The sequence below is a fragment of the Nitrosopumilus sp. S6 genome, assembly GCF_054515815.1.
Window position 1 is genome coordinate 1 of record NZ_JBTNRI010000008.1, and the last position, 22,423, is coordinate 22,423.

Consider the following 22,423-nt stretch of genomic DNA (forward strand, 5'->3'; position numbering starts at 1 on the left):
AAGAAGCACCAAAGAAAGAAGAAAAATAATAATCTCTTTCAAAAAATTATAATTTTAAAAAATTATTTTATTCTAATTGATACAAGTCTAATTTACAATCAATACTACAATCTGGTGTAGACCAATCAAGTGTATCTTCTTGTGGAATCATTCCAAGTGGATCATAGTTATCAAATTTAGTCATTCCTTGAATGGATGATAGCATTACTACTTTGGATTCTTCAGATTCTGAAGTCATGTCAATTTGTGAATTGCTTTCATTGAGAATTCCGCTTGTGAGATTAGTTATTGAGTTTATTACTCCTACTGGAATGTTACTTCCTCCTACGACATATAGCATTGAGCGTTTTACAGCATTAGGTGGAGCATTTTCGTATAGCATTTTGAGTGAATCTCTAAGTGAATCTTCAATATCTTGTCCTTCTTTGCTTGTAGTGAGAATGTTTGTCTCAGGAGATATTTCTGATGTTCCAAGTGATTCTACAACATGCATAATTGCAGAGTTTGCAATGTCATAGCATGCTTTAGGAGTCAAGTCTGGGTTGCTCTCTAATAATGAATCATTATCAAGCACTACTGTGCATTCAGAGTTTTCTCTAACTCTCTTTAATGATACGCCTGAATTGAAAATTCTGTCTTTTTCATATTTGAAAGGCATAATTGCAAATGAAATTAATCCTGTGTCTGCCTCTTTGCACATCTCTGATACTACTGGTGCCATGGCTGAGCCTGCTTTTCCTGCTAAATTGCTCATCATAATAATAGTGGAATAACCTGAAATCTTTGATTTGATTTCTTCTGAAACGTTGTAAGTTGAGCCTCTGATTAATTGCATTGATGGATTTACTACTGAATCAGTTGAAACATGTACAGATGGTACTTCTTCTATGAAGTCTTTTGAATCATTACTAATTAAGAGACAATCTGAATTTAGTGAATCTTTGGCTTTGAGTGCTAATTTTGAGCCTGCGCCGCCCAAACCTATTACTAAAACTGGTTCTTTTACTTGAAAACTCATTTCAGATCTTATTCTCTGAATTCCATAAAAAACCTTCTTACGTTTTTTTAATCAAATTTTAGATCTAAAAAATTTAGCTTGCGATCTTTCCAAGAAGGCTATTTTGTGTTGCATCAATAATCTCAACTGCTTGCAATTGTCCAATATCTACTTGTTCAGGGACAAAGACTGGCTTGTAAGCAAAGTTCCTACCTTTGATTCCCTCGTCTGTCTTTTCATCAAAGAGAACATCACCTTTCCAGCCGATCCACTTTTTGTTGTTCTCTAATGATATTTTGTTGATCTGTTCAAAAATTTTCTTACTTCTTGATTTTACTTCTGCAACATCAATTTGCTCCCACTCAGCAGCTTCAGTTCCTGGTCTGGCACTGTATTTTGAAAGATTTACCACATCTGGTCTTGTCTCATCAAGCAATTCTACTGTTTTCTCAAAGTCTTCTTTGGTCTCTGATGGAAATCCTACTATGATATCTGTTGAAATGGTAAAGTTTGGGAATTTTTCTCTTGCCTTTTTTACTATCTCTTTGAATGTTCCAGCAGTATGACCTCTTTTCATATCGTGCAGAACTTTGTCACTTCCACTTTGTACGGGTATATGGAGAAACTTGAAGACTTTGTCATTATCATATGATTCAATTAATTTTTCCTTGATTCGTGGCATGTACATTGGGTTCATCATTCCTACTCTGATCATAAACTCTTCTGGAATTTCTGAAACTGCATTAACTAAAGAAGGCAAATCAGTTCCAATATCAAATCCATAACATCCATTATCTGTTGATGTTAACCAAATTTCTTTACATCCTTCATTGATCTCTGTTTTTACTTGTCTTACAATATCTCCTAATCTGTAACTTTGAAGATCACCTTTTGAAATTTTTGTTTGACAAAATGTACATTCACTCATACATCCGCTTGCAATCTCGACTATTCCTACTGCTGGATTTAATCTGACTTTTGGTAACCCTACTTTTGATAAATCAGAGTCTTCTAGTGCAATCTCTTTTCTTCCTTTGAGCGTAGAATCAATAACTTGGAGAGTCTTTCCTAAGGAATTAGGGCCAAGTAGACTGGCACCTTCAGAAAACTTTTCCACAGTTTCTTTTTCAGCTTTTGGTAGACAACCAGCTACGACTAGGGGCTTTGTCTTTAATGATTTTATTCTGTGAATCATCTTGTTTGCTGTTGCATCTTTTACAGAACACGTTACAACAATATTGAGATCAGACTCTGAAGAATCTTCAACTAGAGTGTGACCTCCATTTAGAATTAATCCTGAAATCATTTCAGAGTCTGCAAAACTCGCAGAACATCCGTAAGATTCTACAAATATTTTTGCCATACTTTATCCAAACAGAGAATCAATCTCTTTGTTAGTCATTAATTTCTTTGAAACGACTAGTTCTCTGATAGTTTTTCCAGTCTTTAATGACTCTTTGAAAAGCTCTGCAGATTTTAGATAACCAATTTTTGGAGTTAACAATGTTACAATTACTGGACTGTTTTCAATATCTGCCCGTAATTTGTCCTTGTTTGCAGTAAGTCCATCAATCAGATTTGCAGCAAATATTGGCAAGAAGTTCTTTAGCATGTCTGTTGACTCTAGCATACACTTTAGCATTCCAGGTAACATGACATTAAGCTCAAACTGACCACTTTGTGCTGCATATGATACTGCGGTGTCATTTCCAATTACATTAAAGCAAATCATATTCATGCATTCTGCAAGTGATGGGTTTACTTTACCTGGCATAATTGATGAGCCTGCATGAACTGCAGGAATTCCGAGCTCTGCCAAACCTGCAATTGGACCTGATGCCATCAATCTGATATCATTTGCTAGTTTTCCAATTTCTAATGCTAGATTACGTAATGCACTTGAGCAATTTGCAACAGCATATTTGCTTTGTAATGCATGCTGCATGTCTTTTTCTGGTCTAAGTTTTAGCTTGGAAATCTTTGCAAGTTCTGAAATTGCAATTTTTCTATATCCTTTTGGTGTATTAGCACCAGAACCAACAGCTGTTCCGCCAAGTGCAACATTTTGTAGTTCTTTTTGTGATGCAACAATTTCATTTCTTGCTTTAGTAATGGATGTAACATATGCTGCAAATTCACTGCCTAATGTTACTGGTAATGCATCCATGAGGTGAGTTCTTCCAATTTTCTTAAATGAAGAAAATTGTTTTGCCTTTTTAGATAATGATTTTATTAAAACATCAATAGCTGGAATTGTTTCTTTGAGATTCATCAAAATTGCAACATGCATTGCAGTTGGGTATGTATCGTTACTTGACTGTGACATGTTGACATGATCATTTGGATGTAGGAATTCATATTGTCCTTTCTTTTTGTGCAGTACTTCTAATGCCACATTTGAGATAACTTCATTTGAATTCATGTTAAATGCAGTTCCTGCACCAGAGTTTATCATGTCTACAACAAATTGGTCAACATGCTTTCCTGCCAAAATTTTGTCACAAGCAGCAACAATTGCCTTTCCTCGTTTAGTATCAATTGCCTTTGTTTTCATATTTGCCACAGCAGCTGATCGTTTAATCATGACAAACGCCTTTATCAAATTCTCATGAGATTTGTTTCCAGTAACATGATATTGTTTGATTGCTCTTCCCGTAAATGCTCCGTAATATGCGTCAGATGGAATTTTGACTTTGCCTAATGAATCTTGATCTAATCGAAATTTCATTCTAAACTCGATTATTTTGACCCATTATTCATTCTTTTTCAGATATTTTCATACCTTCACATATCAATAATGGGAATTATTATATAGGAATTAGGAACCACGGCACTTAATGAATAAGCGTGTTAGTATGCTCTTTACAATTGCAGCAGTAGCTGTAATGGGCGCAACCTTATTCGGAAGCACATACACACAAACCCAAATTACTGGTCAATCCCTTGACATGGACCAAATGGATATCGATGTCATGGATAAGATCAGAAATATGGGCGGTTTACAGCTTGTAATGCCTAAAGCATTCGCAGAAACTGACTGTGGTGTTCTAGAAAGCTCTGGACGTACTGTCGTTGAGTTTAATTTGACAGGTGAAAGTGTCGAACTTCCAATCATGGGAGGAAAAACTTTCAACGCCATGACCTTTAGTGGAATGGTCCCAGGACCAACACTAAGAGTTACACAAGGTGATGTTGTCAAAATGACATTAACAATTCCAGACGATGAAGTTACTGGACACGGTAACGACATGCACGCATCACAAATGTCAGCAGGAAACTTTGAATCAGTTAATCCTGGTGAAACAAGTCAGTACTGTTACATCGCTGAATCTGCTGGTATTTTCAAATACCATTGTTCTGGTGTTAAACTAATTGGTATGGACCAACACGTACTTTCCGGCATGTACGGAATTACAATTGTTGATCCTGCAAAAGGTTACAAGAAACTAATGGTAGAGAAAACAAGTGGAAGTGGTGAACTTGACAGAAAATTCTATGATGCAGATGCATTAGAGTTCCAACTCCAATACAACCAAATGTACCTTACACCTGAAGGCAATTATGATGCAGGAGCAATGTTCCAACATCATAACACTGCAACAGTTGTTAACGGAATGCAATTTGGTTATGTACCAAACATGGCTCATAACTTACTCGTCAATGGCGATGTAAAGAAGAACATCTTTGTTGCACAACCATGGAACGGACTTGAACACAAGCAATACCAATCACAACTCTTATTTGTTGAAAATGATCAACACGTAAGATTATTCGTTGAAAACCAAGGTAACGAACCAGTCTTCTTCCACATTGTAGGAGAAATCTTGGACAGAGTTACACAAGGTAACAGAGTACAATCCGCAGCAACTGAAACATGGTTACTCGGTGGCTCACAAGGAATGATTGTTGACTTGGTATTTGATGAACCAGGTGCATACGCAGCAGTTAACCATGACTATGCAGCAATTTACACTGGCGCAGCTACAGTCTTTGTAGCAGGTGACCCATTCGGCTTGAACCCAGTTCTAGTTGAAAAAGGAGTTATCCCAGCACCAGTAGCATCTTATGCATATGCTTTGGGTAACCCAAGTGATGCTGTCCCACCAATGGGAAAGAACAGTATTGCTCACCCAGCAATTAACATTCATGGTTTGTACACTGATGAAGTAGCTTCTGAAATGCAAGCAAGTGGCGATTATGTCGCATTATGGGAAGTAATTCCTGTAGTAGCAGAAATCCTAACTTCTTGATCACTTAACATCTTTTTCTTTTTATTATTTTGAATGAATTATATTCCGTAGCTCTATTTTCTATTTCATGGGATTTGATGATTCTGTACTGATCTGTGATGAAGTAGATCCAATTTTGAATAAAATTTTACAAGATAATGGCTTGAAAGTATCTTATGAACCAGAAATTACTCCTGAGCAAATTGTAGAAAAAATTGCTGATTACAATATTGTAATTGTTCGAAGTAGAACTACCATCACAAAAGAGATGATCGATAAAGCAGACAACTGTAAAATTATTGCACGTGTTGGAGTTGGACTTGATAATGTTGATCAAGAAGCTGCCAAAGCAAAGAACATTCGAGTAATTAATGCTGTAGAAGGTGCAATGAATGCAGTTGCTGAATTAGTATTAGGTTTGATGTTGGCTCTTGCAAGACAAACTGCAAGAGGTGATAGAGGAATTAGAAATCAACAATGGCTCAAAAAAGAATTGAAGGGAACTGAACTTAGAGGAAAATACCTCGGAATTATTGGATTGGGAAATATTGGAAAAAGATTGGGAAGACTTGCACATGCACTTAACATGAATATCATTGGATATGATGTTGTTCCAATTGATGAAGAATTCTCAAAAGAAGTTGGTTTAATGAAAGCTGATTTGAATACTTTGTTACAAAGTTCTGATTACATATCTATTCACGTTCCACTGTTGGACTCTACTTATCATTTGTTGGATGCACAGAAAATGTCTACTATGAAAAAGACTGCAAAAATTATCAACACTTCTAGAGGTGGAGTTGTTGATGAAGATGCACTTTATGATGCACTCAAAAATGGAACTTTGGGTGGTGCTGCTTTGGATGTATTTGAAAAAGAACCTGCTATTGGAACAAAATTAGCAGAACTTGACAATGTCATTTTAACCCCACATATTGGCGCTCAAACAAAAGAAGCACAATCCTTGGCTGCAAATGTAATTGCTGAGAAAATTGTGCAGATTTTGCGAGGCGTTATCTAATCATTCCTGCGTGATTCTTAAAAAGTACGCAAAAAAGTTGACTTTTACGTGATTAATTATCGTCTCTTTGTTTTTAACACCGATTTGGAGGAAGTCAATCGTTGAACAATCATAGTATGAGCCAACTACAATCTGAAAGATTAAGAAACTTGGCTAATGGTAATACTTTGCTAAAAATCTCTTTAGGATTAATCTTCTTTACAATTATCTCTTCAGCATTTGTGTATGCAGAAACAGTATCTGTTGATGTAGATGGAACTAGTTATGATGTTGATTATACTGTAACTGGAATGTCAGTATCTAACATTGAATCTGATCCTGATTTTATTTCACTGATAATTTCAGTTGACGTTACAGGCTCTCAAGGAGTATTAGATATTACATTTGATAGAACCTTTTTTGATTCTATTTTTGAAGGTGTAGATGATGATTTTATCGTTTTAGCTGATGGTGATGAACCAAACTTTACAGAAACTAAAACTACCTCTCAAAGTAGGACTCTGAGCATTGAATTACCTAACGGAACTGAGGAGATAGAAATCATTGGTTCTGTATTTGGTAGAACTATAGAAGAATCACCTTCTGAATCTGAGGAAACTTCTGAAGACTCTTCTGAAGAACCTGTTTCTGAGAAACAAATTCCCGCAGCATTTGTAGACCCTTCAAAAGATCCCAAAGTTTACGTTGAACGCTATGTAACTGAATCCTCTTACAAGGCTTGGTTTGAAGAAAATTATTCTGATTATACATTTTATGAGGCATTAGATATATCAAAATCTGAATTAGACAAACTAATTGCAGACATTGAAAAAGAAAACTCTGAATCTGCACCTGTAGAAACTCCAAAAGAAACCTCTAAAACAACAGAATGTGGTCCTGGAACAATTCTCAAAAATGGAGCATGTGTTTTAGATGAAAGATGTGGTCCTGGAACAATCCTCAAAGATGGAATGTGTGTTGCTGAACCTCAAAAATCTGCACCAACAAATACCAAAGGACTTGGTAAAGAATTGGGTTATGGATTAGTTGCAGCATTTATTATAACTGGTGCTATTGCAATCATCTTGGCATTAATGTCAAAGGCTAGTAAAAGCGGAAACTAATCACAAGTCAAATCTTCTGCATTCATCATTTCATCAAACTCAAATGCTGAAATATGTGTAGTTGATGAATATGGAATTATGCCTAGAATAGGCGTGTCTGTCTGAACTCTTACAACAAACTTGTTGGCATCCATTCTCATCTCCCCTGAATCAAATGAAAAATCAAAATTCATGAAGATATGTTGTGCCTCTTCAATATCTTGAGATGAAAATATTCCTTCTTGAACTCCAGATGATAATGGATCAAGTGTCAATGGTTTGACCACATATGATCCAAGATATCTTTCCATGTGAAATACTGAAACTTCAAACTTTTCAAACGTCATCCAAAATGGCAGTGTATTGCAAAACTCTGTTTCCCCATGATTTAACATTGTAAAAAATGAAAAGATTCCTGGAGAATGCCATCTGTATTCTAATTGTTGACTGCCAACAATATTCATTGCAGCAAATACAAATGGAGTAACTATTACTATAATTGCAACTGCAGTTATCACAGAATATTTGTTCATATCTCATTTCCTGTTTCATGTTCAAGTGATATTATGTCTCTTTCAATGAGATTGTTTATTGCATTAGCTAATTCATCATCACTAATTACACCTTCAAGCCACCAATATCCTACGTTTTTTACCCACTCGGGAATTCTCACATCATAAACAGTTGTTTCATTCACATCAAATGGAATTTTGAAAATATCTAGTTCTTCTGTAAATTTCTGGAATGCATCAATCAAGAATCCATCTGATATGTTTCCTGAAAGCCAATTTGCCATAATTGGTTTTACTACTTCTGGAATGCATACTTTGTCTGTATCAACTAGTGTAAATTCTGCTGTTGTTTGTACTCCATTATATTCAACATCAACGAAATATTTGCCTAATGGAAAAATCTCCTTTTCAAAAGCAACCCTTGATGGTACTGGATTTTCTAATTCAGTTATTGGAAATGGAATTGCACTACTTCCTTTTCCTGTTTCATCTCTGATGTGAATTATTGCTGGATTTCCTGTAACTTCTGAAACCTTGATTGTATAGAATAATTTCTCACAGTAACTGTATGTTGTTTTTTCCATGATGATCTCTACAGTAGATTCTGCATATGCCGATGGCAAAATGGTCAAACTAAGTGCCAAAACTGTGGCTATGACTACAGTTATGACTTTCATCTTTTTTCTTGCTCTAGTTGTTCAATAAAAATCTCAAATCAATCCTCAGGAATCCTTTTTAACAACTTTGGCGTGGTTAAATTATCGAGTTTTCTGCGGAAGCAACTCTTCGAGTGTGTGGGATGTAATGCCCCGCTCAAGAGAATTTTGATTGCTTAGCGTTGCTCAGGTTCGTTCGATTTACAGTTATTAAAGGGAGTTTTACTATGCCCGATATGCCTAGTCGTCAAGACCAAGTATGGATCAGCCTCTGGAAAGAAAATGCTCCAGAACTACGTGAACGTATAGTTGGCTGGCGTAAACAAAATGCAATTACCCGTATTGACAAGCCTAGCAGAATTCAGCGAGCTAGAAGATTGGGATACAAAGCAAAACAAGGCATTATTGTTGTTAGAATGAGAGTTGGTACTGGTGGTATGAGAAAACAAAGACCAACTGGTGGTAGAAGGCCAAAACATCTTGGTGTTACCCGAATCAAGGCAGATGACAATATGAAAACTGTTGCTGAACGAAGGGTTAGCGAAAGATATCCAAACATGAAACTTTTGGGTTCTTACTTTATCTATAAAGACGGCAAACATTATTGGTTTGAAGTAATCTTAGCAGACCCAGTTCATCCAAGAATTGCACAAGATAAAGAATTAACTAAACGTATTTCTCAAACAGCATAAATTGAAAATAATATTCTTCATTCCGCTACTTTTACTTTTGATAGTATCTCCTGTGTTTGGCCAACTATCAGATAAAACGGGATTATTAACTCGCCTTGATGTTGATACAAGTGGACATACATTTGAAGTTGTTACTGTTTCAAATTTTGATATTTTAGAACATGAGTTTGATAAAAATGAAAAACGTCTGACCATCTTCATTAACAGCGGACTGGAAAATAATCTAGGTGAGGTAAGAATTCCAATTAATTTGCTTGGTGGCAATTTCACTTTTTACATTAATGATGTTGAATCTGCTCAAGAATTCAAATCAAATAAAAGAATTTCATTTATCACCCTAAATTTTACTGGAATTGGAAATAACAAAATCGATATTATTGGAACAAATGCCCTTGTTGGCATAAAAGAAATTGTAGAACCCATTCCTGATAATAAAGACACTTCTAAAGAGCCTGGAGGCGGTTGTCTGATTGCAACTGCAACATTTGGTTCTGAACTTGCACCTCAAGTCCAACAGTTAAGAGAATTAAGAGATAACAAATTGCTGCAAACAGAATCTGGAAAGTCATTTATGAACTCATTTAACACATTTTACTATTCATTTAGTCCCCAAGTAGCAGATTATCAAAGAGAAAATCCAGTATTCAATGAAATAATCAAGGCTGGAATTACCCCTATGATTACAACATTATCTTTGATGGATTATGCTCAAACAGAATCTGAAGTCTTATCCATTGGAGTGTCATTAATTATTCTAAACATCGGAATGTATGTTGGATTGCCTGCAATTGTAATTTTGGGAATTAAAAGAATCTAAAATCTATTTTTTAAACATAATCCATATTCTTGTTCCTACCAAAATTCCAACTGCTGCTACAATTAACAATGGAACAATAATTTGTCCTTCTTCCATGTTCTATGTTGTTTTGATTTGAATTAATGTTTTTTACAAATCCTTAAAATTTAGAATTCAAAATCAAACCTTGTGGATAACTCAAAAATTGCTATTATTGGAGGGTTTATCACAGCTGTATTGTTGTCTATTATTGCTGTCTTAATCGTATAATCTAGTCTTCGTTGAGTAGTTTTTGAATCATTGACTCTGTTTGCCCAACTTGACCAAATGACACGTCTCTTAGGATTCCTTTTCTGTCTACTAGAATAGTTGATGGGGTTCCTTGTAGTGCAAACTTTTCAAATGTCTCAGCAGAATATTCCTTTGATTTCATGTAATCTTTGACCCTTTGTATGATTTGATTTTTGTATTCTTCAGGCTGTGAGTCAAATTCTGGAATTTGTGGATAGATAAACTGCATGATCTTTTCTTGGCTAATTTCGCCTGTTGTCTTTACCAAATTATCCATTGCTAAGGGAAATGGAATTTTGTATGGTAGTTTGTTACCTTCTTGTAATTGCCCGCTCATTTGAAATGCACTTTTAGTTTCTCCAATTACCTCTCCTGTCTCTGCCAGCATTTTCAAATTATCTAATGTGTTTTTATCAAAATCCTCAAAAGCAGTCGCAATTCCAATTACTCTTACCCCCTCATCTTTGTATTTGTTGTAAATCTCAATTGCTTCAGGCAATGCATGCATAAAACATCCTGGGCAGTTTACTTGGAATACCTCAACTAGAACAATGTGGTCTTTTTCTTGGTCAAAATTTGTTGGTGCACCTTGAACCCATTCTGAGACCCCAAAGTTTGGTGCTTTTTGGCCAATTACTGCGCTCATGAGACACCATCGTACTTTTTCCATTAAATACATACCTCTAAAATTTTGAAATTTCTTCTGATTAACTAAATATAGGACGCAAAAATCTCAAAAAACGTTGCAAGTAGTTACTGATGATCGATTGACACTTTTTGCTGAAATGGAAAAAAAATATGAGCAAAAAGACACTGAATACTTTGTAAAACTTTTAGATCATCCTGATTATGTTGTTAGAACAAGAGCCACTTGTATTTTAGTTGATTTTGGTGGAGAAGACAAGGTTCCTTACATTGCTAAAGTTTTGAAAAATGATGATAATGAATTGGTAAGACATGAAGCTGCCTTTTCTTTAGGTCAAATGTGTTATTCTAGCTCAGTTCCTCCACTAACTGATGCGACTCTAAATGATCCGAGCATGTTTGTAAGACATGAAGCTGCAATTGCATTAGGTGTTGTTGGAAATAAAGATGCAAAAGATGCCTTGGAAAAGGCATTAAACGATCCTGATAAGCCAGTTGTAGAATCTGCTGTTGTAGCACTATCTAATATCGAATTTATGGAAAAGTTAAGTAAGAACGAGAAGTTTGCAAAGTTAACAGGTGGATGAGATGAATTTTTCTTATGGAATTATAGGTGTAGTTGGAGTTTTGGTAGCAATATCTCTTGGATTTATTGCAATGTCTCCTGATGAGATTATTGAACCTAGAGTCGTTGAAGAAAGACCAACTGCTTGTACAATGCAGTGGGATCCTATGTGTGGTGTTGATGGTGAAACTTATGGAAATTCCTGTATGTTAGATGCTGCTAATGTTAAACTTGATTATGTTGGCGAATGCATTGTAGCAGAACCAAAACCTGAACCAAAACCTGAACCAAAGCCTGAACCAAAGCCTGAACCAAAGCCTGAACCAAAACCAGTAGAGACTATTCCAGTTGCAACTGGAATTCATCAAGTAGATGTTGCAGTAGGTTCTGGAGGACCAGGATGTGAGGAAACCAATGAGTGCTACTTGCCTTACTCTATCACAGTTTCAGTGGGTGATACTGTACAATGGAACAATATTGATACTGCATCTCACACTGTAACAAGTGGCTCAATGCAAGATGGCCCAACTGGAGTCTTTGATTCTAGTTTGTTTATGGCCAGTGAAACTTTTGAATTTACATTTGAAGAAGCAGGAACTTTTGATTACTTTTGTATGGTTCATCCTTGGATGACTGGTGTCATTGTTGTAACTGATGATTCAGAAACGACTGTAATTGAAGAACCTGTGCCAGAACCTGAACCACAATCTGATTTACCAATGTCATTAACTATTTCTTCACCTGAAGGTTCTGGTGTCCCTGGATGTGAAGACACTAATGAGTGCTACTTGCCTTATGATGCAACTGTAGCAGTTGGCGCCACAGTTACTTGGAGCAATGATGATACTGCAGCTCACACTGTAACAAGTGGAAATGTTAATGCTGGTCCAACTGGAGTCTTTGATTCAGGACTATTCATGTCTGGTGCAACTTTTGAATTTACATTTGAAGAAGCAGGAACTTTTGATTACTTTTGTATGGTTCATCCTTGGATGACTGGAATTATTCACGTAGAATAATTACAAAAATTTCCTTAGTTTAGTAATACGACTTTACTACCTTGTTCAGATGATTCAAATTTGTAAATCTGCTCTACTGTTGAATCTTCAAAAATTTCTGCATCATGTGTAATTATGATAAACTGCATTGGTGTTTCAGAATTTGAAATGTTTGATAATTGGGATAATACACCTACCAATGACTTTTTTCTTTCTGCATCAAGGTGAGTTGTTGGCTCATCTAGGATCATCAAGTTGAGATTTGAGGCCCCTAGAAGACTTGCCATTCCTAGCCTCAAGGATAATGCCACACTGACCTTTTCTCCACCACTAAGTGATTCTAAATCTAGTTCTTCACTCTTTGAATTACAAATTATTGAAATATCTCTGGCTTTTTCAGTGAGTTGGATTCTCTGAATTTTGGTATTGAGCAACGCAAGATACTCTGATGCCTTTGCTGAAATTGCATTTAATGCCCATGATCTTAAACTTGTGGCAACCGGACCATCTCTACTAAACACATTATTTTGAATATCATCAAGATTTGTAACATACTCTTTTACAATACTTAGTTCTGAAATTGCATTTTCAAAAATTTTAATTTGTTCAACCCCTTTTGAGATTTTTTCTAAAATTGCTCCTATCTGTTGATCAATTCTTGATAATTCCATCTGTTTTTCATTGACGTTCTTTTTTAAATTCAAAAATTCTTGTTCATTAAATCCACTTGTTTCTGATTCTAGTTTTGAAATACTTTCAAAAATTGTTCTTGCATGTGAATCAATTTGCGATATCTCAACTAGATTAGTACTTGAGGGAATTCTTTGTATGTTATCTTTTTTTGTTTGTACCTCTTCTTGAATTTTGTCTAATTGTTCTTTTGAAGAAATTGAATGTGCTCTGAGCGTTGCTTCTGCATCTCTTGCAAATTGCAGTTTTTCTGAGAACTCTTTTCTTTTTTGGTTGTACATTTCATGTTCTTTTTCTTTTAAAATTATTTGTTCTTGTAGTGACTTTAGTTCTTGTTTTAGATGTTCTTCTTGGAATAATGGATTTAATTTTTCTACATCTGAATCACAAACAGGGCATTTGTTATCTTTTAGTTGAAGTTTTTCTGCAAGCAGTTGTTTTTCTCTAAGAGATGCTATCTGACTTTTCATCTCTTGTATCTTCTTTAATGTGTCTTCTACTGCCTGCTCTACTTTTTGAATTTTAGATTCTAAATCATCTTTCAGACTTGCATGCTCAAAACATCCCTCACAATCCCGTATTTTACGCTCATTTTCACTTATTTCTTGCTGAATTTCATGAATTGCCTCTTTTGCATATGCTACTAGTTCTTTTTTCCTGGATTCCAATTGACTGAGTTTGTCAATTTTTGGTGCATCTGTTTCTACTTTTTTCCTTAACTCATCAACTTCATTTTGTAGTTGCCTTTGTTTAGTTTCTAATTGTATTTTTTGAGGTTCTGATTCTTTGATTTCACTTTGGTATCTTTCTAATTCTCTTGATAAAATTTCAATATGTGTATCATCATATCCTACTTTATTTCTGATATTTTCACGAAATTCTTTGTTAACTATTTTCATTGATTCAGAAGCTACATCCAACTTGTCAATTCCTATAATTGCATTTAGTAATTCTTTGAATTCTTTTGGCTTTGCATTAATTATTGCATTTAACTCTCCTTGTTGTACAATTGATGCCACTTTTAGTTTTTCAAAGTCAAGACCAATTGCTTTTTCAACTTCATGTGTCATTGATTCTCCGAATTGCTTTCGTTCACCTGCAGCGATTTCTATTTTTTCATCTCCAATGATTTCAGTAAACTTTGCTGAGAGGGTTCCTTTACTATCAATTTTCCTTACAGCCTCAAAGGACTTTCCATTTACAGAAAAATTGACTTTGGAATATCCCTGGTTTGAGCCTCGTTTGATAAGACCTTTGTTAGACTTTCTTGTATGCTGTCCAAACAATGCAAATGTAATTGCATCAATAATGCTTGATTTTCCTGCACCGTTGTGTCCTACAAAAACAGTTACACCATTATCAAACTCTAATCTTGTATCTGAATGCGCTAAAAAATCACCTATCTCAATTGTACTGATCATTGTTTTTTCTCCTTTTTGAATTTCTCAAAATTTTCAATGATTATCTGTGATGCTTCTTGAATCTGCCCTGATGCTAAAACTGGAAGAAGTTCTTTGACTGCAAGATTAGCAGCTTGTTCTGAGCCTAGTGCGTCAACTGATAGTCTATACATTTCATCATCAATGATATTTGGTCTGTCAAGAAATACTGAAGAATCAGAAATTTGCTTTGTACTGATTCTCCAAAAACATCTCAAGACCATTGAATTTAGCCTTGCAATTTGTGCCTGAATGTGGTCTGTCTCTATGTTTTCTCCTTGAATATTAACTTCAACTATGGGTTTTTTTGAAAAACCTGTAATTTTCTCAGAAATCTCATCAATGGTATTTGATAATTTCAGATAATCTGTTTTAAATGAGAATTGTGGTCTTGTATCAAGCTCAATCCAGTTTGGTTTTGCTTCTTGTCCTGAAATGTCTACTTGGAAAAATCCTTTCTTTGTTTCTTTAATTCCTTCACTTGTTGTTAATTCAATTGAACCCGGATATACGATTGGTCCGTTTAGATGATTGAATTTTTTGATATCTGTGTCGTGAAGATGCCCCATTGCATAGTATGTAAAATTTTTTGGAAGATCAGTTGACTGTAACTCTCCTGCAAATTTGTTAAATTCTGTTACTCCTTGATGTAAAACTAAAATCCTGTGTCCTGAAAAATTTTGTGCAACTTTGTCTACCTCTGCAAATTTTTCTTCATATTGTGGAATCTCTGTTTTTCTTATCTTGTCAAATCCTGCAAGAAGAACTCCTTTGTATTCAATTGGTTTTCCTTGACCAATATATTTTGAGAATTCTAAATTATGATACACATAAGGAATTGGAGTTGTTCTAATCCTACTAATATCGTGTTCTCCTAAAATAAAAAATGAATCTATGTTATTTTGTTTTAATCTTTTTAATCCATTTGCCATTTGTACAATTGCAGTACCGTTTGGATTAGGAACATGAAAAATATCTCCTGCAAAAATTACAAAATCAACATGATCTTTAATTGATGTGTCAATTGATTGATTAAACACATCATAAACATCTTGTTCACGTTCTTCTGAACCATATTGTACTAGTCCTAAATGAGTATCTGAAATATGTGAAAACTGCATTAGTCTAACAACAAATCTTTTTGAACTAGTCCTTGCGTTGATTCAACTGCCACTTCTTTCATTTTTTCTGCATTAGCCCATGCATTAACTGCACTTTGGTCTGCTCCCATAATCTTCTCTTTTACCTCTTCTACATGAACTAATGATGGCAAGTTTGTCCATTGTCCAACCAGTACTGCATCACCTACATTCAGTGAGGTCAATTGAGCAATCAATTCACGGCTAGTTGACTCTGTTGCTGAGGCTATTTGGCGTTGATCATCTTCTTGAATTATTTTCATAATTGCAAATGAACCCATTTGGCTGAGAACATTTAGGTCCACACTTCGAGGTCGCTGAGATACTACTCCTAAACCCAATCCAAACTTTCTTCCTTCTCTGGCAATTTTTGCTGCCCAATATTTTGCACTTGTATCATGATCTTTTGGAATGAATACGTGTGCTTCTTCAATAATTACAAAAATTGGGGAATTGAATCTATAATTTCTTTCTCTTTTACTTTTACCATGTCTTGCAATACTTGCATCTTTTCTATCTTTGAGAAGTTGTTGCAAGTAAAATGCCACTGCAACATTTGCTTGTTTTTCAGATAGCTCTGAAATATTGAGGATATTAGTACGCCCCTCTTTGATAAAACTAATTGGGTCTCCCATGTCAGGATCCAAAATATCTTCAAATCTTCTTTGGGCTTCATCTATGATGTCTTGAACTCTGTATGCTGATGTCCTGATTTCTTTTAGTTTTTTATCCTCTGAATTTACAATAAACTCTACCTCATTTTCTAACTTACTCCAAAATTCTTTTGATTCTTTGACATGTTTTGTAAATGCCATTCTCAAAACTCTTTGCTGAACATTTGCACCGTCTCTAATCTCTAAAACTTCTGAAAGTTGATCTGCATCTAATAGTCTTGGATTAATTTTTGCATCAATTACATTAATTCTTGGAATGTTTAGTGTAGTGTAGTCATTGTGATAATCAAAAATTATTACTGTTCCTTTTAGTTTTGAAATTTGTTTTGTAACTAGTGATACAAGATTACTTTTCCCCATACCTGTCATTGCTAAAATTCCTAAATGTCTTGAGACAATTTTATCTAAATTTACTTTGACATCGATTGTCTTGTTTCTCAAAAGGTTTCCGATTTTTACCCATCCTTCATTTTTAGGACTGAATATATCTTCAAGGTCTTGTTTACTTGGTTGAGTGATTTCTGTGCCTGGAATTGGTGGAATTGCAGGAATGATTGACTGTCCCTTTCTCAGATTATCTAAAAATCCCAAAATTCCAATATGTGCAATAAACGTCTTGTCTCTTTTGTTTAATTCTGCAATCTCTGTACTTTCAGCGGCTTCATCAAAGTTTCTAACATCTGCAAATGCTGCACTTGTCACTGATGATTTTTCTACCAGTCCTAAAATTTTGCCTTCATCAGAACCAATTTTGATATATTCTCCAACAGATAATGCTCTTGATGTGATTGCAGTTACAAATGTTGGTTTTGATTCACCAATTACAAATCCTAAACTCAACCTAATACCTCGCGTGAACCAATCTCATTACTCAGACCTAACAAACTAACCATTTTTGCAAGTTCTTTATCAGATATTTTACAGTTATTGTGTGCAAGCTTTAGTGCATATGGGTATCCTCCGATACTTGTTTTGTATAATTTATTCAAAACTGATTTTATATCATTTTCATCATGTTGTTCTCCTAGAAATTCCAATTTTATTATGGGTGTAGAGTCACTAAGTCTAGCAAATGTAGATGATATTACTTTGTCTGAACCATATTTTTTCTCTACAAACAATTTACTGAATCCTGGATTATTTGTAACGTGATTATAGTAAAAAATATCTCCTGCAAGAGAGCCTAGTTTTTCAAATTGTTTTTTTGTGTTAGATGTTTTTGCAATGAAGATTACATTGTCTCTTTTTTTCATTGCTCTTACTACTTGTGCATCCAGAGTTGATTGTCTTGTCATAAATTGAGAATGCAAGGAACCGTCCATTAATACCAGATCTACTTGATCCACTGTTTTCTCACAAGCATCAATCTCCATCTTACTTGCAATTCGTGAAAGATCAGTATCTGAGCCTAATCCTGAATCATGTAAATCAACTAGTACTTCTCCATCTGCTTTGATGGATACTGCCGTAGTTGCCCAAAGTTCAATTCCCTGGAATTTTGTATTGTTGAAACTTGAATCAATACCTGCAGTAACAACTTCCTCTTTTACAGGCGTAAATTCCACCCAATTTTCCCTTGCCTTTTGTATTATTTGTTCAAATTTTGGGCCCTTTAGAATTGATAACATCTTGTCTCTATTGATGATGGCATCCTTGTATACAGTATTGAGCACAACAATAGTTCGTTGGTTTGAATAAAATCTTTAGGTTATACTGAACCTTGACAAAACTGATCCATTTATCCAATTCTTCCTTTGAAAATTACTTTTTCTTCAGTTCCTGAAGGTGTACTTTTGTCAATGTATCTAATTTCATACTTGTCTCCAATGTGAATTGTTTGACCATCTAATTCTCTTGGAATTTTGATCTTTACTTCAAATGTACTTGTATTTGGCCCAGTTTCAATTAATGCCCAAGAGTTTGCATCAAATCTTGGATTGGCCAAAGTGGTTCTAATTCCTCCATCCCCTCTATATTCAAATGAACTAAGCGGAATCTTGTCTTCATCTTTTGAATCTTTGTTTGCATCTGGTTCATAGACTCTCAATGTAAACTCATGACCTATTCTAGAACCGCCTCCGTATGTCTCAACTTTAGCAAACGTTTTGGTTAATGTAATTGATTTTGTTAAAACTCTTTTTTCTCCAGCAGAATCTGTTTGATCTAGATATCTAATCAACACAATATCGTCTTGCTGGGTTGTATCTGGTAAATCTAATTTTAGATAAAATTTCCCTGTGTCTGGCCCTGTTTCAATCATTGTTTTTGGTCCTTGAATTGGTACTCCGTTAACTGTGAACTCAAAAAGACCTTCTGTACTAATTACGTCAATACCACTATGACTAGTATTCAAATCGTCATCTGAAATGTAAAAATTCACTATTGAATTTTGGGATGCAGGTACAGTCTCAATCTCTTTTTCAGCTTTCTCAAATTTATGAATAATTTGTTTCCATCCCCTTTCTTCTAATCTTTCAGCAGTTGTTGGCTTTACACAAGCAGGCATACCTGATATCTTTAACATTAAAACTAGTCCCTCATCACAAGTAATTTTTTCAGGTGTTGTTCCTAACTTGATTTGTTTTCTTGGTGATTCTAAATCCCCAAATGCTGGCTGAATAATAACTACAAGAAATATTGTAAAAATTATTAAAATTTGAAATTTTTTCATATTTTTTTTTGAGTTTATTTGCATAAATAATTTGATGATAAATCATTCTCTTTAATTTCAATATTGAAAATCAATGACAAAAATACAACTCCTGATTATATCTGAGAATTTTTTTAAATTAAGCCTGCACGGTAGATGTTTTTGCTATGTTCTAATAATAATGTGACAAATAATGCCTCATTATTTTAGATTAATTAAGTGATGTTTTCTAGATATTCTGTTTGAAACGAATAGCACTTCTTGGATGTGGTTCAATTGGAACACAAATCGCATTAGCAATAGACTCTGAAAATTTTCCAGCAACTCTAACTCATGTATATGATGAATCAAAAGACGCTTCTTCTACTCTTGTTCAAAAATTACAAAATAAACCTGAGATTGTTGAAAATTCACATCTTCTATCTTCTCAACCAATAGATATTGTTGTGGAGGCTGCATCTCAAGATGCAGTAAAAGATGTTGCACTAAGTGTCTTACAAAATAAAAAAGACTTGATGATCATGAGTGTTGGTGCATTACTTGATGAGTCAATTTACGATATTTTATCTGATGCATGTAAAGACTTTAAAAAAACAATTTATCTGCCATCAGGAGCTATTGCAGGACTAGATGGACTAAAATCAATCAAAGATGAATTAGAATCTATATCTATTACAACAACAAAACACCCACGTTCACTAAAGGGTGCAAAGTTTTTTGAAACTTCAGAAATTAATTTAGATGAAATTACTTCCTCTACTGTAATTTATGATGGAATTGCAAGAGAAGCTGTCACACTGTTTCCTGCAAACATCAATGTTGCAGCTCTTTTATCGTTGGCTGGAATTGGTAGTGAAAAAACTGGTGTCAAAATTATTGCTGATCCTGACACTGACAAGAACACCCATCATATTGTAGCTGCAGGCAAGTTCGGAAAGATGACGTTTACAATAGAAAATATCCCTGATGCAAATAATCCCAAGACAAGTAGATTGGCAATTTTATCTGCAATTGAAACTCTGAAAAAATATTGTTCAGATGATATTCAAATTGGCACATAACATGGCAATAATTGCCAATATTATCCACATATGTGAAAATTCTAGGCGAGATCCCATTCTTTAAATCCCTACCACTCAAATTTTCTGTGGTTTATGCTCGTACAACAAACCCCTAACCTCAAAGAAGAGATTGCACGTCTCAAAAAAGAAAAAGACGTAGTCATTCTTGCTCACAATTATCAAATTCCCGATGTTCAAGACGTTGCAGATTTTACAGGTGACTCTTTAGGATTATCAAGGCAAGCAGCCAAAGTTCCTCAAAAGACAATTCTTTTCTGCGGTGTGAACTTTATGGCTGAAACTGCAGCAATTATCAGTCCCCACAAAAAGGTACTTTTGCCTGATTTGGAAGCAGGATGTTCACTATCTGATTCAATCACTGTTGATGAATTACGAAATTGGAAGAAACAACACCCAGATGCAATTGCAGTTGGATATGTTAACACAACTGCAGAAATCAAAGCAGAACTTGATTATTGTTGTACATCATCAAATGCTGTAAATGTTGTTAAAGCAATTCCGGAAGATAAAGAAATTTTGTTTTTGCCAGACATGTTCTTAGGATCTTATGTTGCAAAAATGACTGGTAGAAAAAACATGCACATATGGGCAGGTGAATGTCATGTCCATGCAGGAATCACTCCTGAAGATGTTACACAAAAACTAGATTCGATGAAAGATGCAGAATTTGTTATTCATCCCGAATGTAGCTGTACTACTCCAATGATGTATGATGTTGCTGATGGAAGCTTTGATAATCAAAAGGTCTCAATTCTTTCAACTGAAGGAATGCTAAATCATGTAAAAGAGTCAAAAGCTAAAAACTTTGTTGTTGCAACTGAGACTGGAATTTTATACAGAATGAGACAACAAAATCCTGATAAAAAATTCATTCCTGCTTCAGAAAAAGCTGAATGTCAATACATGAAGATGATCACCCTTGAAAAAGTCTATGATGCACTTGTAAATGAGAAAAACATTGTAACTGTTCCAAAAGAAATTGCAGACAAGGCACGTTTGGCAATTGATAGAATGCTTGCAATAAGCTAATTGTGTGACTGTTTTGGTTGGATTATTCAGTAGGTCTCCTAAGGATCCTAATCTAAAAGAGAATCAAAAAAAATTCAAGGAATTTAAAAAATTACTCAAAGACAAAAAATATGCAGAAGCCCTCAAGGTAGGCTTGAATCTGCTTAGAAAGCTTCCAAACCATCAAGATACTCTGTTTATGGTAGGGAGTATTTACTATGTGCAAAACATGTACAAGACTGCAATCTCCTATCTTGATAAATCCCTTGAAATTGGAGAGTATGATGTTGATGCATTGTTACTAAAAGCATATGCTCATCAAAAATTAGGTGAGAACAAACGTGCCATTCAATGCTGTATTAAAATAAAAGAAGTTGATCCAAAAAATAAATCAGTAAAACAACTCTTAGAAGAATTAGAATCCTAAACCTCTAAACTCATGTCAATTCCTTTGACAGAATTTGTAATACTTCCAACTGATATGATATCTACTCCTGTTTGTCCGTATTTGGAAATGTTTTTGGAATTGATTCCCCCTGATGCTTCAAGTAAAACTTTGTTTCGTAATTTTTGATTTTTTAGAACTGTAATTGTTTTTTTAATCTGATTTGGAGTAAAGTTATCTAGCATGATTATTGTTGCACCTTCTTTTGCAGCAAGAACGGCATCTGCAGTATTTTCAACTTCAACTTCAAATTTTTTGTGTTTCTTTTTTGCTTTTTTTATTAATGATTCTAGTGAACTTTCTACTGCAATGTGATTGTCTTTAATCATAACCATTTCGTCTAGTCGTAATCTGTGTTTTTTGCCTCCTCCGATTTCAACTGCTTCTTTGTCAAAGTATCGTAATCCCGGTGCAGTTTTTCTTGTAGCGTAGAGTTTTGTATTTTTTGGAATTTTCTTTACAAGTTTGTTTGTTTGAGTTGCAATACCGCTCATTCTTGTTAAAAGATTCAGTGCTGTTCTCTCACATGTTAGAATCTTTCTTGCATCACCTGATATGCTCATCACTACTTGATTTGGCCTCACTTTTGAGCCATCTTTTCTCAAAATTTTTGCATTACATCCTTTAATTTTGAAAATTTGTTTTGCATATTCAACTCCTCCCACGATTGCTGGTTCTCTTGAAATTATTCTAACTGTGATTCTTTTTTTTGGTAGTAAAGCACTTGTAATGTCTCCTTTACCGATATCTTCAGCTAGGAATTGTAATAACTGCTTTTTAGAATTAAATGCCAACATTATGATAAAACGTGA

22 protein-coding genes are annotated in these 22,423 nt (G+C 34.7%); 10 read left to right on the top strand and 12 right to left on the bottom strand.

Annotated elements, in window-relative coordinates:
- Positions 1 to 67: 67 nt before the first annotated feature.
- From ACX12B_RS06430 to ACX12B_RS06440, 3 genes are all read right to left on the bottom strand, one after another.
- A complete protein-coding gene (locus tag ACX12B_RS06430; RefSeq protein ID WP_459353215.1) occupies positions 68 to 1,018 on the bottom strand; it encodes a cell division protein FtsZ in 951 nt (316 codons plus the stop codon).
- A 73-nt stretch (positions 1,019 to 1,091) separates the two neighbouring features.
- Positions 1,092 to 2,360, bottom strand: a complete 1,269-nt coding sequence (locus ACX12B_RS06435) for a tRNA (N(6)-L-threonylcarbamoyladenosine(37)-C(2))-methylthiotransferase (RefSeq protein WP_459353216.1) — start codon at positions 2,358 to 2,360, stop codon at positions 1,092 to 1,094.
- Between the two features lie 3 nt (positions 2,361 to 2,363).
- The gene (locus tag ACX12B_RS06440; RefSeq protein ID WP_459353217.1) at positions 2,364 to 3,725 is read right to left on the bottom strand and encodes an aspartate ammonia-lyase; all 1,362 of its coding nucleotides are present in this window, start codon (positions 3,723 to 3,725) and stop codon (positions 2,364 to 2,366) included.
- Between the two features lie 127 nt (positions 3,726 to 3,852).
- Between ACX12B_RS06440 and ACX12B_RS06445 the strand changes: the two genes are divergently transcribed.
- From ACX12B_RS06445 to ACX12B_RS06455, 3 genes are all read left to right on the top strand, one after another.
- Complete coding sequence (locus ACX12B_RS06445; protein WP_459353286.1) at positions 3,853 to 5,247, top strand: multicopper oxidase domain-containing protein; 1,395 nt, start codon at positions 3,853 to 3,855, stop codon at positions 5,245 to 5,247.
- Positions 5,248 to 5,314: 67 nt separating this feature from the next.
- The gene (locus ACX12B_RS06450) at positions 5,315 to 6,247 is read left to right on the top strand and encodes a D-2-hydroxyacid dehydrogenase (protein ID WP_459353218.1); all 933 of its coding nucleotides are present in this window, start codon (positions 5,315 to 5,317) and stop codon (positions 6,245 to 6,247) included.
- Between the two features lie 116 nt (positions 6,248 to 6,363).
- Positions 6,364 to 7,350 carry a hypothetical protein gene (locus ACX12B_RS06455; protein ID WP_459353219.1) on the top strand — a complete coding sequence of 329 codons (987 nt, stop codon included), beginning with the start codon at positions 6,364 to 6,366 and terminating at the stop codon, positions 7,348 to 7,350.
- On the opposite strand, the gene ACX12B_RS06460 is transcribed toward ACX12B_RS06455, so the two are convergent.
- Together ACX12B_RS06460 and ACX12B_RS06465 are read right to left on the bottom strand one after the other, a co-directional pair.
- Positions 7,347 to 7,862 (bottom strand): thr operon leader peptide, encoded by a 516-nt coding sequence (locus ACX12B_RS06460; RefSeq protein WP_459353220.1) that lies wholly within the window; start codon positions 7,860 to 7,862, stop codon positions 7,347 to 7,349. The genes ACX12B_RS06455 and ACX12B_RS06460 overlap by 4 nt on opposite strands.
- Complete coding sequence (locus tag ACX12B_RS06465) at positions 7,859 to 8,518, bottom strand: hypothetical protein (protein ID WP_459353221.1); 660 nt, start codon at positions 8,516 to 8,518, stop codon at positions 7,859 to 7,861. Before ACX12B_RS06465 ends, ACX12B_RS06460 begins: the two co-directional genes overlap by 4 nt.
- A gap of 215 nt (positions 8,519 to 8,733) precedes the next feature.
- Between ACX12B_RS06465 and ACX12B_RS06470 the strand changes: the two genes are divergently transcribed.
- Together ACX12B_RS06470 and ACX12B_RS06475 are read left to right on the top strand one after the other, a co-directional pair.
- Positions 8,734 to 9,189 (top strand): 50S ribosomal protein L15e, encoded by a 456-nt coding sequence (locus ACX12B_RS06470; protein ID WP_459353287.1) that lies wholly within the window; start codon positions 8,734 to 8,736, stop codon positions 9,187 to 9,189.
- A gap of 37 nt (positions 9,190 to 9,226) precedes the next feature.
- Entirely contained in the window at positions 9,227 to 10,006 is a 780-nt protein-coding gene (locus ACX12B_RS06475) for a CFI-box-CTERM domain-containing protein (RefSeq protein WP_459353288.1), read from the top strand.
- Positions 10,007 to 10,256: 250 nt separating this feature from the next.
- Here the strand turns inward: ACX12B_RS06475 and ACX12B_RS06480 are convergent, their stop codons facing one another.
- The gene (locus ACX12B_RS06480) at positions 10,257 to 10,922 is read right to left on the bottom strand and encodes a TlpA family protein disulfide reductase (protein ID WP_459353289.1); all 666 of its coding nucleotides are present in this window, start codon (positions 10,920 to 10,922) and stop codon (positions 10,257 to 10,259) included.
- Between the two features lie 97 nt (positions 10,923 to 11,019).
- On the opposite strand from ACX12B_RS06480, the gene ACX12B_RS06485 reads away from it, so the two are divergent.
- Positions 11,020 to 11,508: a HEAT repeat domain-containing protein gene (locus ACX12B_RS06485; protein ID WP_459353222.1), complete on the top strand. Its 489-nt coding sequence runs from the start codon at positions 11,020 to 11,022 to the stop codon at positions 11,506 to 11,508.
- Position 11,509: 1 nt separating this feature from the next.
- Positions 11,510 to 12,505 (top strand): plastocyanin/azurin family copper-binding protein, encoded by a 996-nt coding sequence (locus ACX12B_RS06490; RefSeq protein WP_459353223.1) that lies wholly within the window; start codon positions 11,510 to 11,512, stop codon positions 12,503 to 12,505.
- Positions 12,506 to 12,519: 14 nt separating this feature from the next.
- Here ACX12B_RS06490 and ACX12B_RS06495 read toward each other — a convergent pair whose 3' ends face one another.
- The 5 genes from ACX12B_RS06495 to ACX12B_RS06515 form a co-directional block, all read right to left on the bottom strand.
- Positions 12,520 to 14,595, bottom strand: coding sequence for an AAA family ATPase (locus ACX12B_RS06495; protein WP_459353224.1), 2,076 nt, complete (start codon positions 14,593 to 14,595; stop codon positions 12,520 to 12,522).
- The gene (locus ACX12B_RS06500) at positions 14,592 to 15,734 is read right to left on the bottom strand and encodes a metallophosphoesterase (RefSeq protein ID WP_459353225.1); all 1,143 of its coding nucleotides are present in this window, start codon (positions 15,732 to 15,734) and stop codon (positions 14,592 to 14,594) included. The genes ACX12B_RS06495 and ACX12B_RS06500 overlap by 4 nt, the downstream gene beginning before the upstream one ends.
- A complete protein-coding gene (locus tag ACX12B_RS06505; RefSeq protein ID WP_459353226.1) occupies positions 15,734 to 17,266 on the bottom strand; it encodes a helicase HerA domain-containing protein in 1,533 nt (510 codons plus the stop codon). The genes ACX12B_RS06500 and ACX12B_RS06505 overlap by 1 nt, the downstream gene beginning before the upstream one ends.
- Positions 17,263 to 18,054, bottom strand: coding sequence for a DNA double-strand break repair nuclease NurA (locus ACX12B_RS06510; protein WP_459353290.1), 792 nt, complete (start codon positions 18,052 to 18,054; stop codon positions 17,263 to 17,265). Before ACX12B_RS06510 ends, ACX12B_RS06505 begins: the two co-directional genes overlap by 4 nt.
- Before the next feature lie 110 nt (positions 18,055 to 18,164).
- A complete protein-coding gene (locus tag ACX12B_RS06515; protein WP_459353227.1) occupies positions 18,165 to 19,097 on the bottom strand; it encodes a hypothetical protein in 933 nt (310 codons plus the stop codon).
- Between the two features lie 221 nt (positions 19,098 to 19,318).
- On the opposite strand from ACX12B_RS06515, the gene ACX12B_RS06520 reads away from it, so the two are divergent.
- The 3 genes from ACX12B_RS06520 (at position 19,319) to ACX12B_RS06530 (ending at position 21,593) form a co-directional block, all read left to right on the top strand.
- Positions 19,319 to 20,137 (top strand): aspartate dehydrogenase, encoded by an 819-nt coding sequence (locus ACX12B_RS06520; RefSeq protein ID WP_459353228.1) that lies wholly within the window; start codon positions 19,319 to 19,321, stop codon positions 20,135 to 20,137.
- 93 nt (positions 20,138 to 20,230) lie between these two features.
- Complete coding sequence (gene nadA, locus ACX12B_RS06525; protein WP_459353229.1) at positions 20,231 to 21,187, top strand: quinolinate synthase NadA; 957 nt, start codon at positions 20,231 to 20,233, stop codon at positions 21,185 to 21,187.
- A gap of 4 nt (positions 21,188 to 21,191) precedes the next feature.
- The gene (locus ACX12B_RS06530) at positions 21,192 to 21,593 is read left to right on the top strand and encodes a tetratricopeptide repeat protein (protein WP_459353230.1); all 402 of its coding nucleotides are present in this window, start codon (positions 21,192 to 21,194) and stop codon (positions 21,591 to 21,593) included.
- On the opposite strand, the gene nadC is transcribed toward ACX12B_RS06530, so the two are convergent.
- A complete protein-coding gene (gene nadC / locus ACX12B_RS06535; protein WP_459353231.1) occupies positions 21,590 to 22,408 on the bottom strand; it encodes a carboxylating nicotinate-nucleotide diphosphorylase in 819 nt (272 codons plus the stop codon). The two genes, ACX12B_RS06530 and nadC, sit on opposite strands and share 4 nt — an antisense overlap.
- Between the last annotated feature and the right edge of the window lie 15 nt (positions 22,409 to 22,423).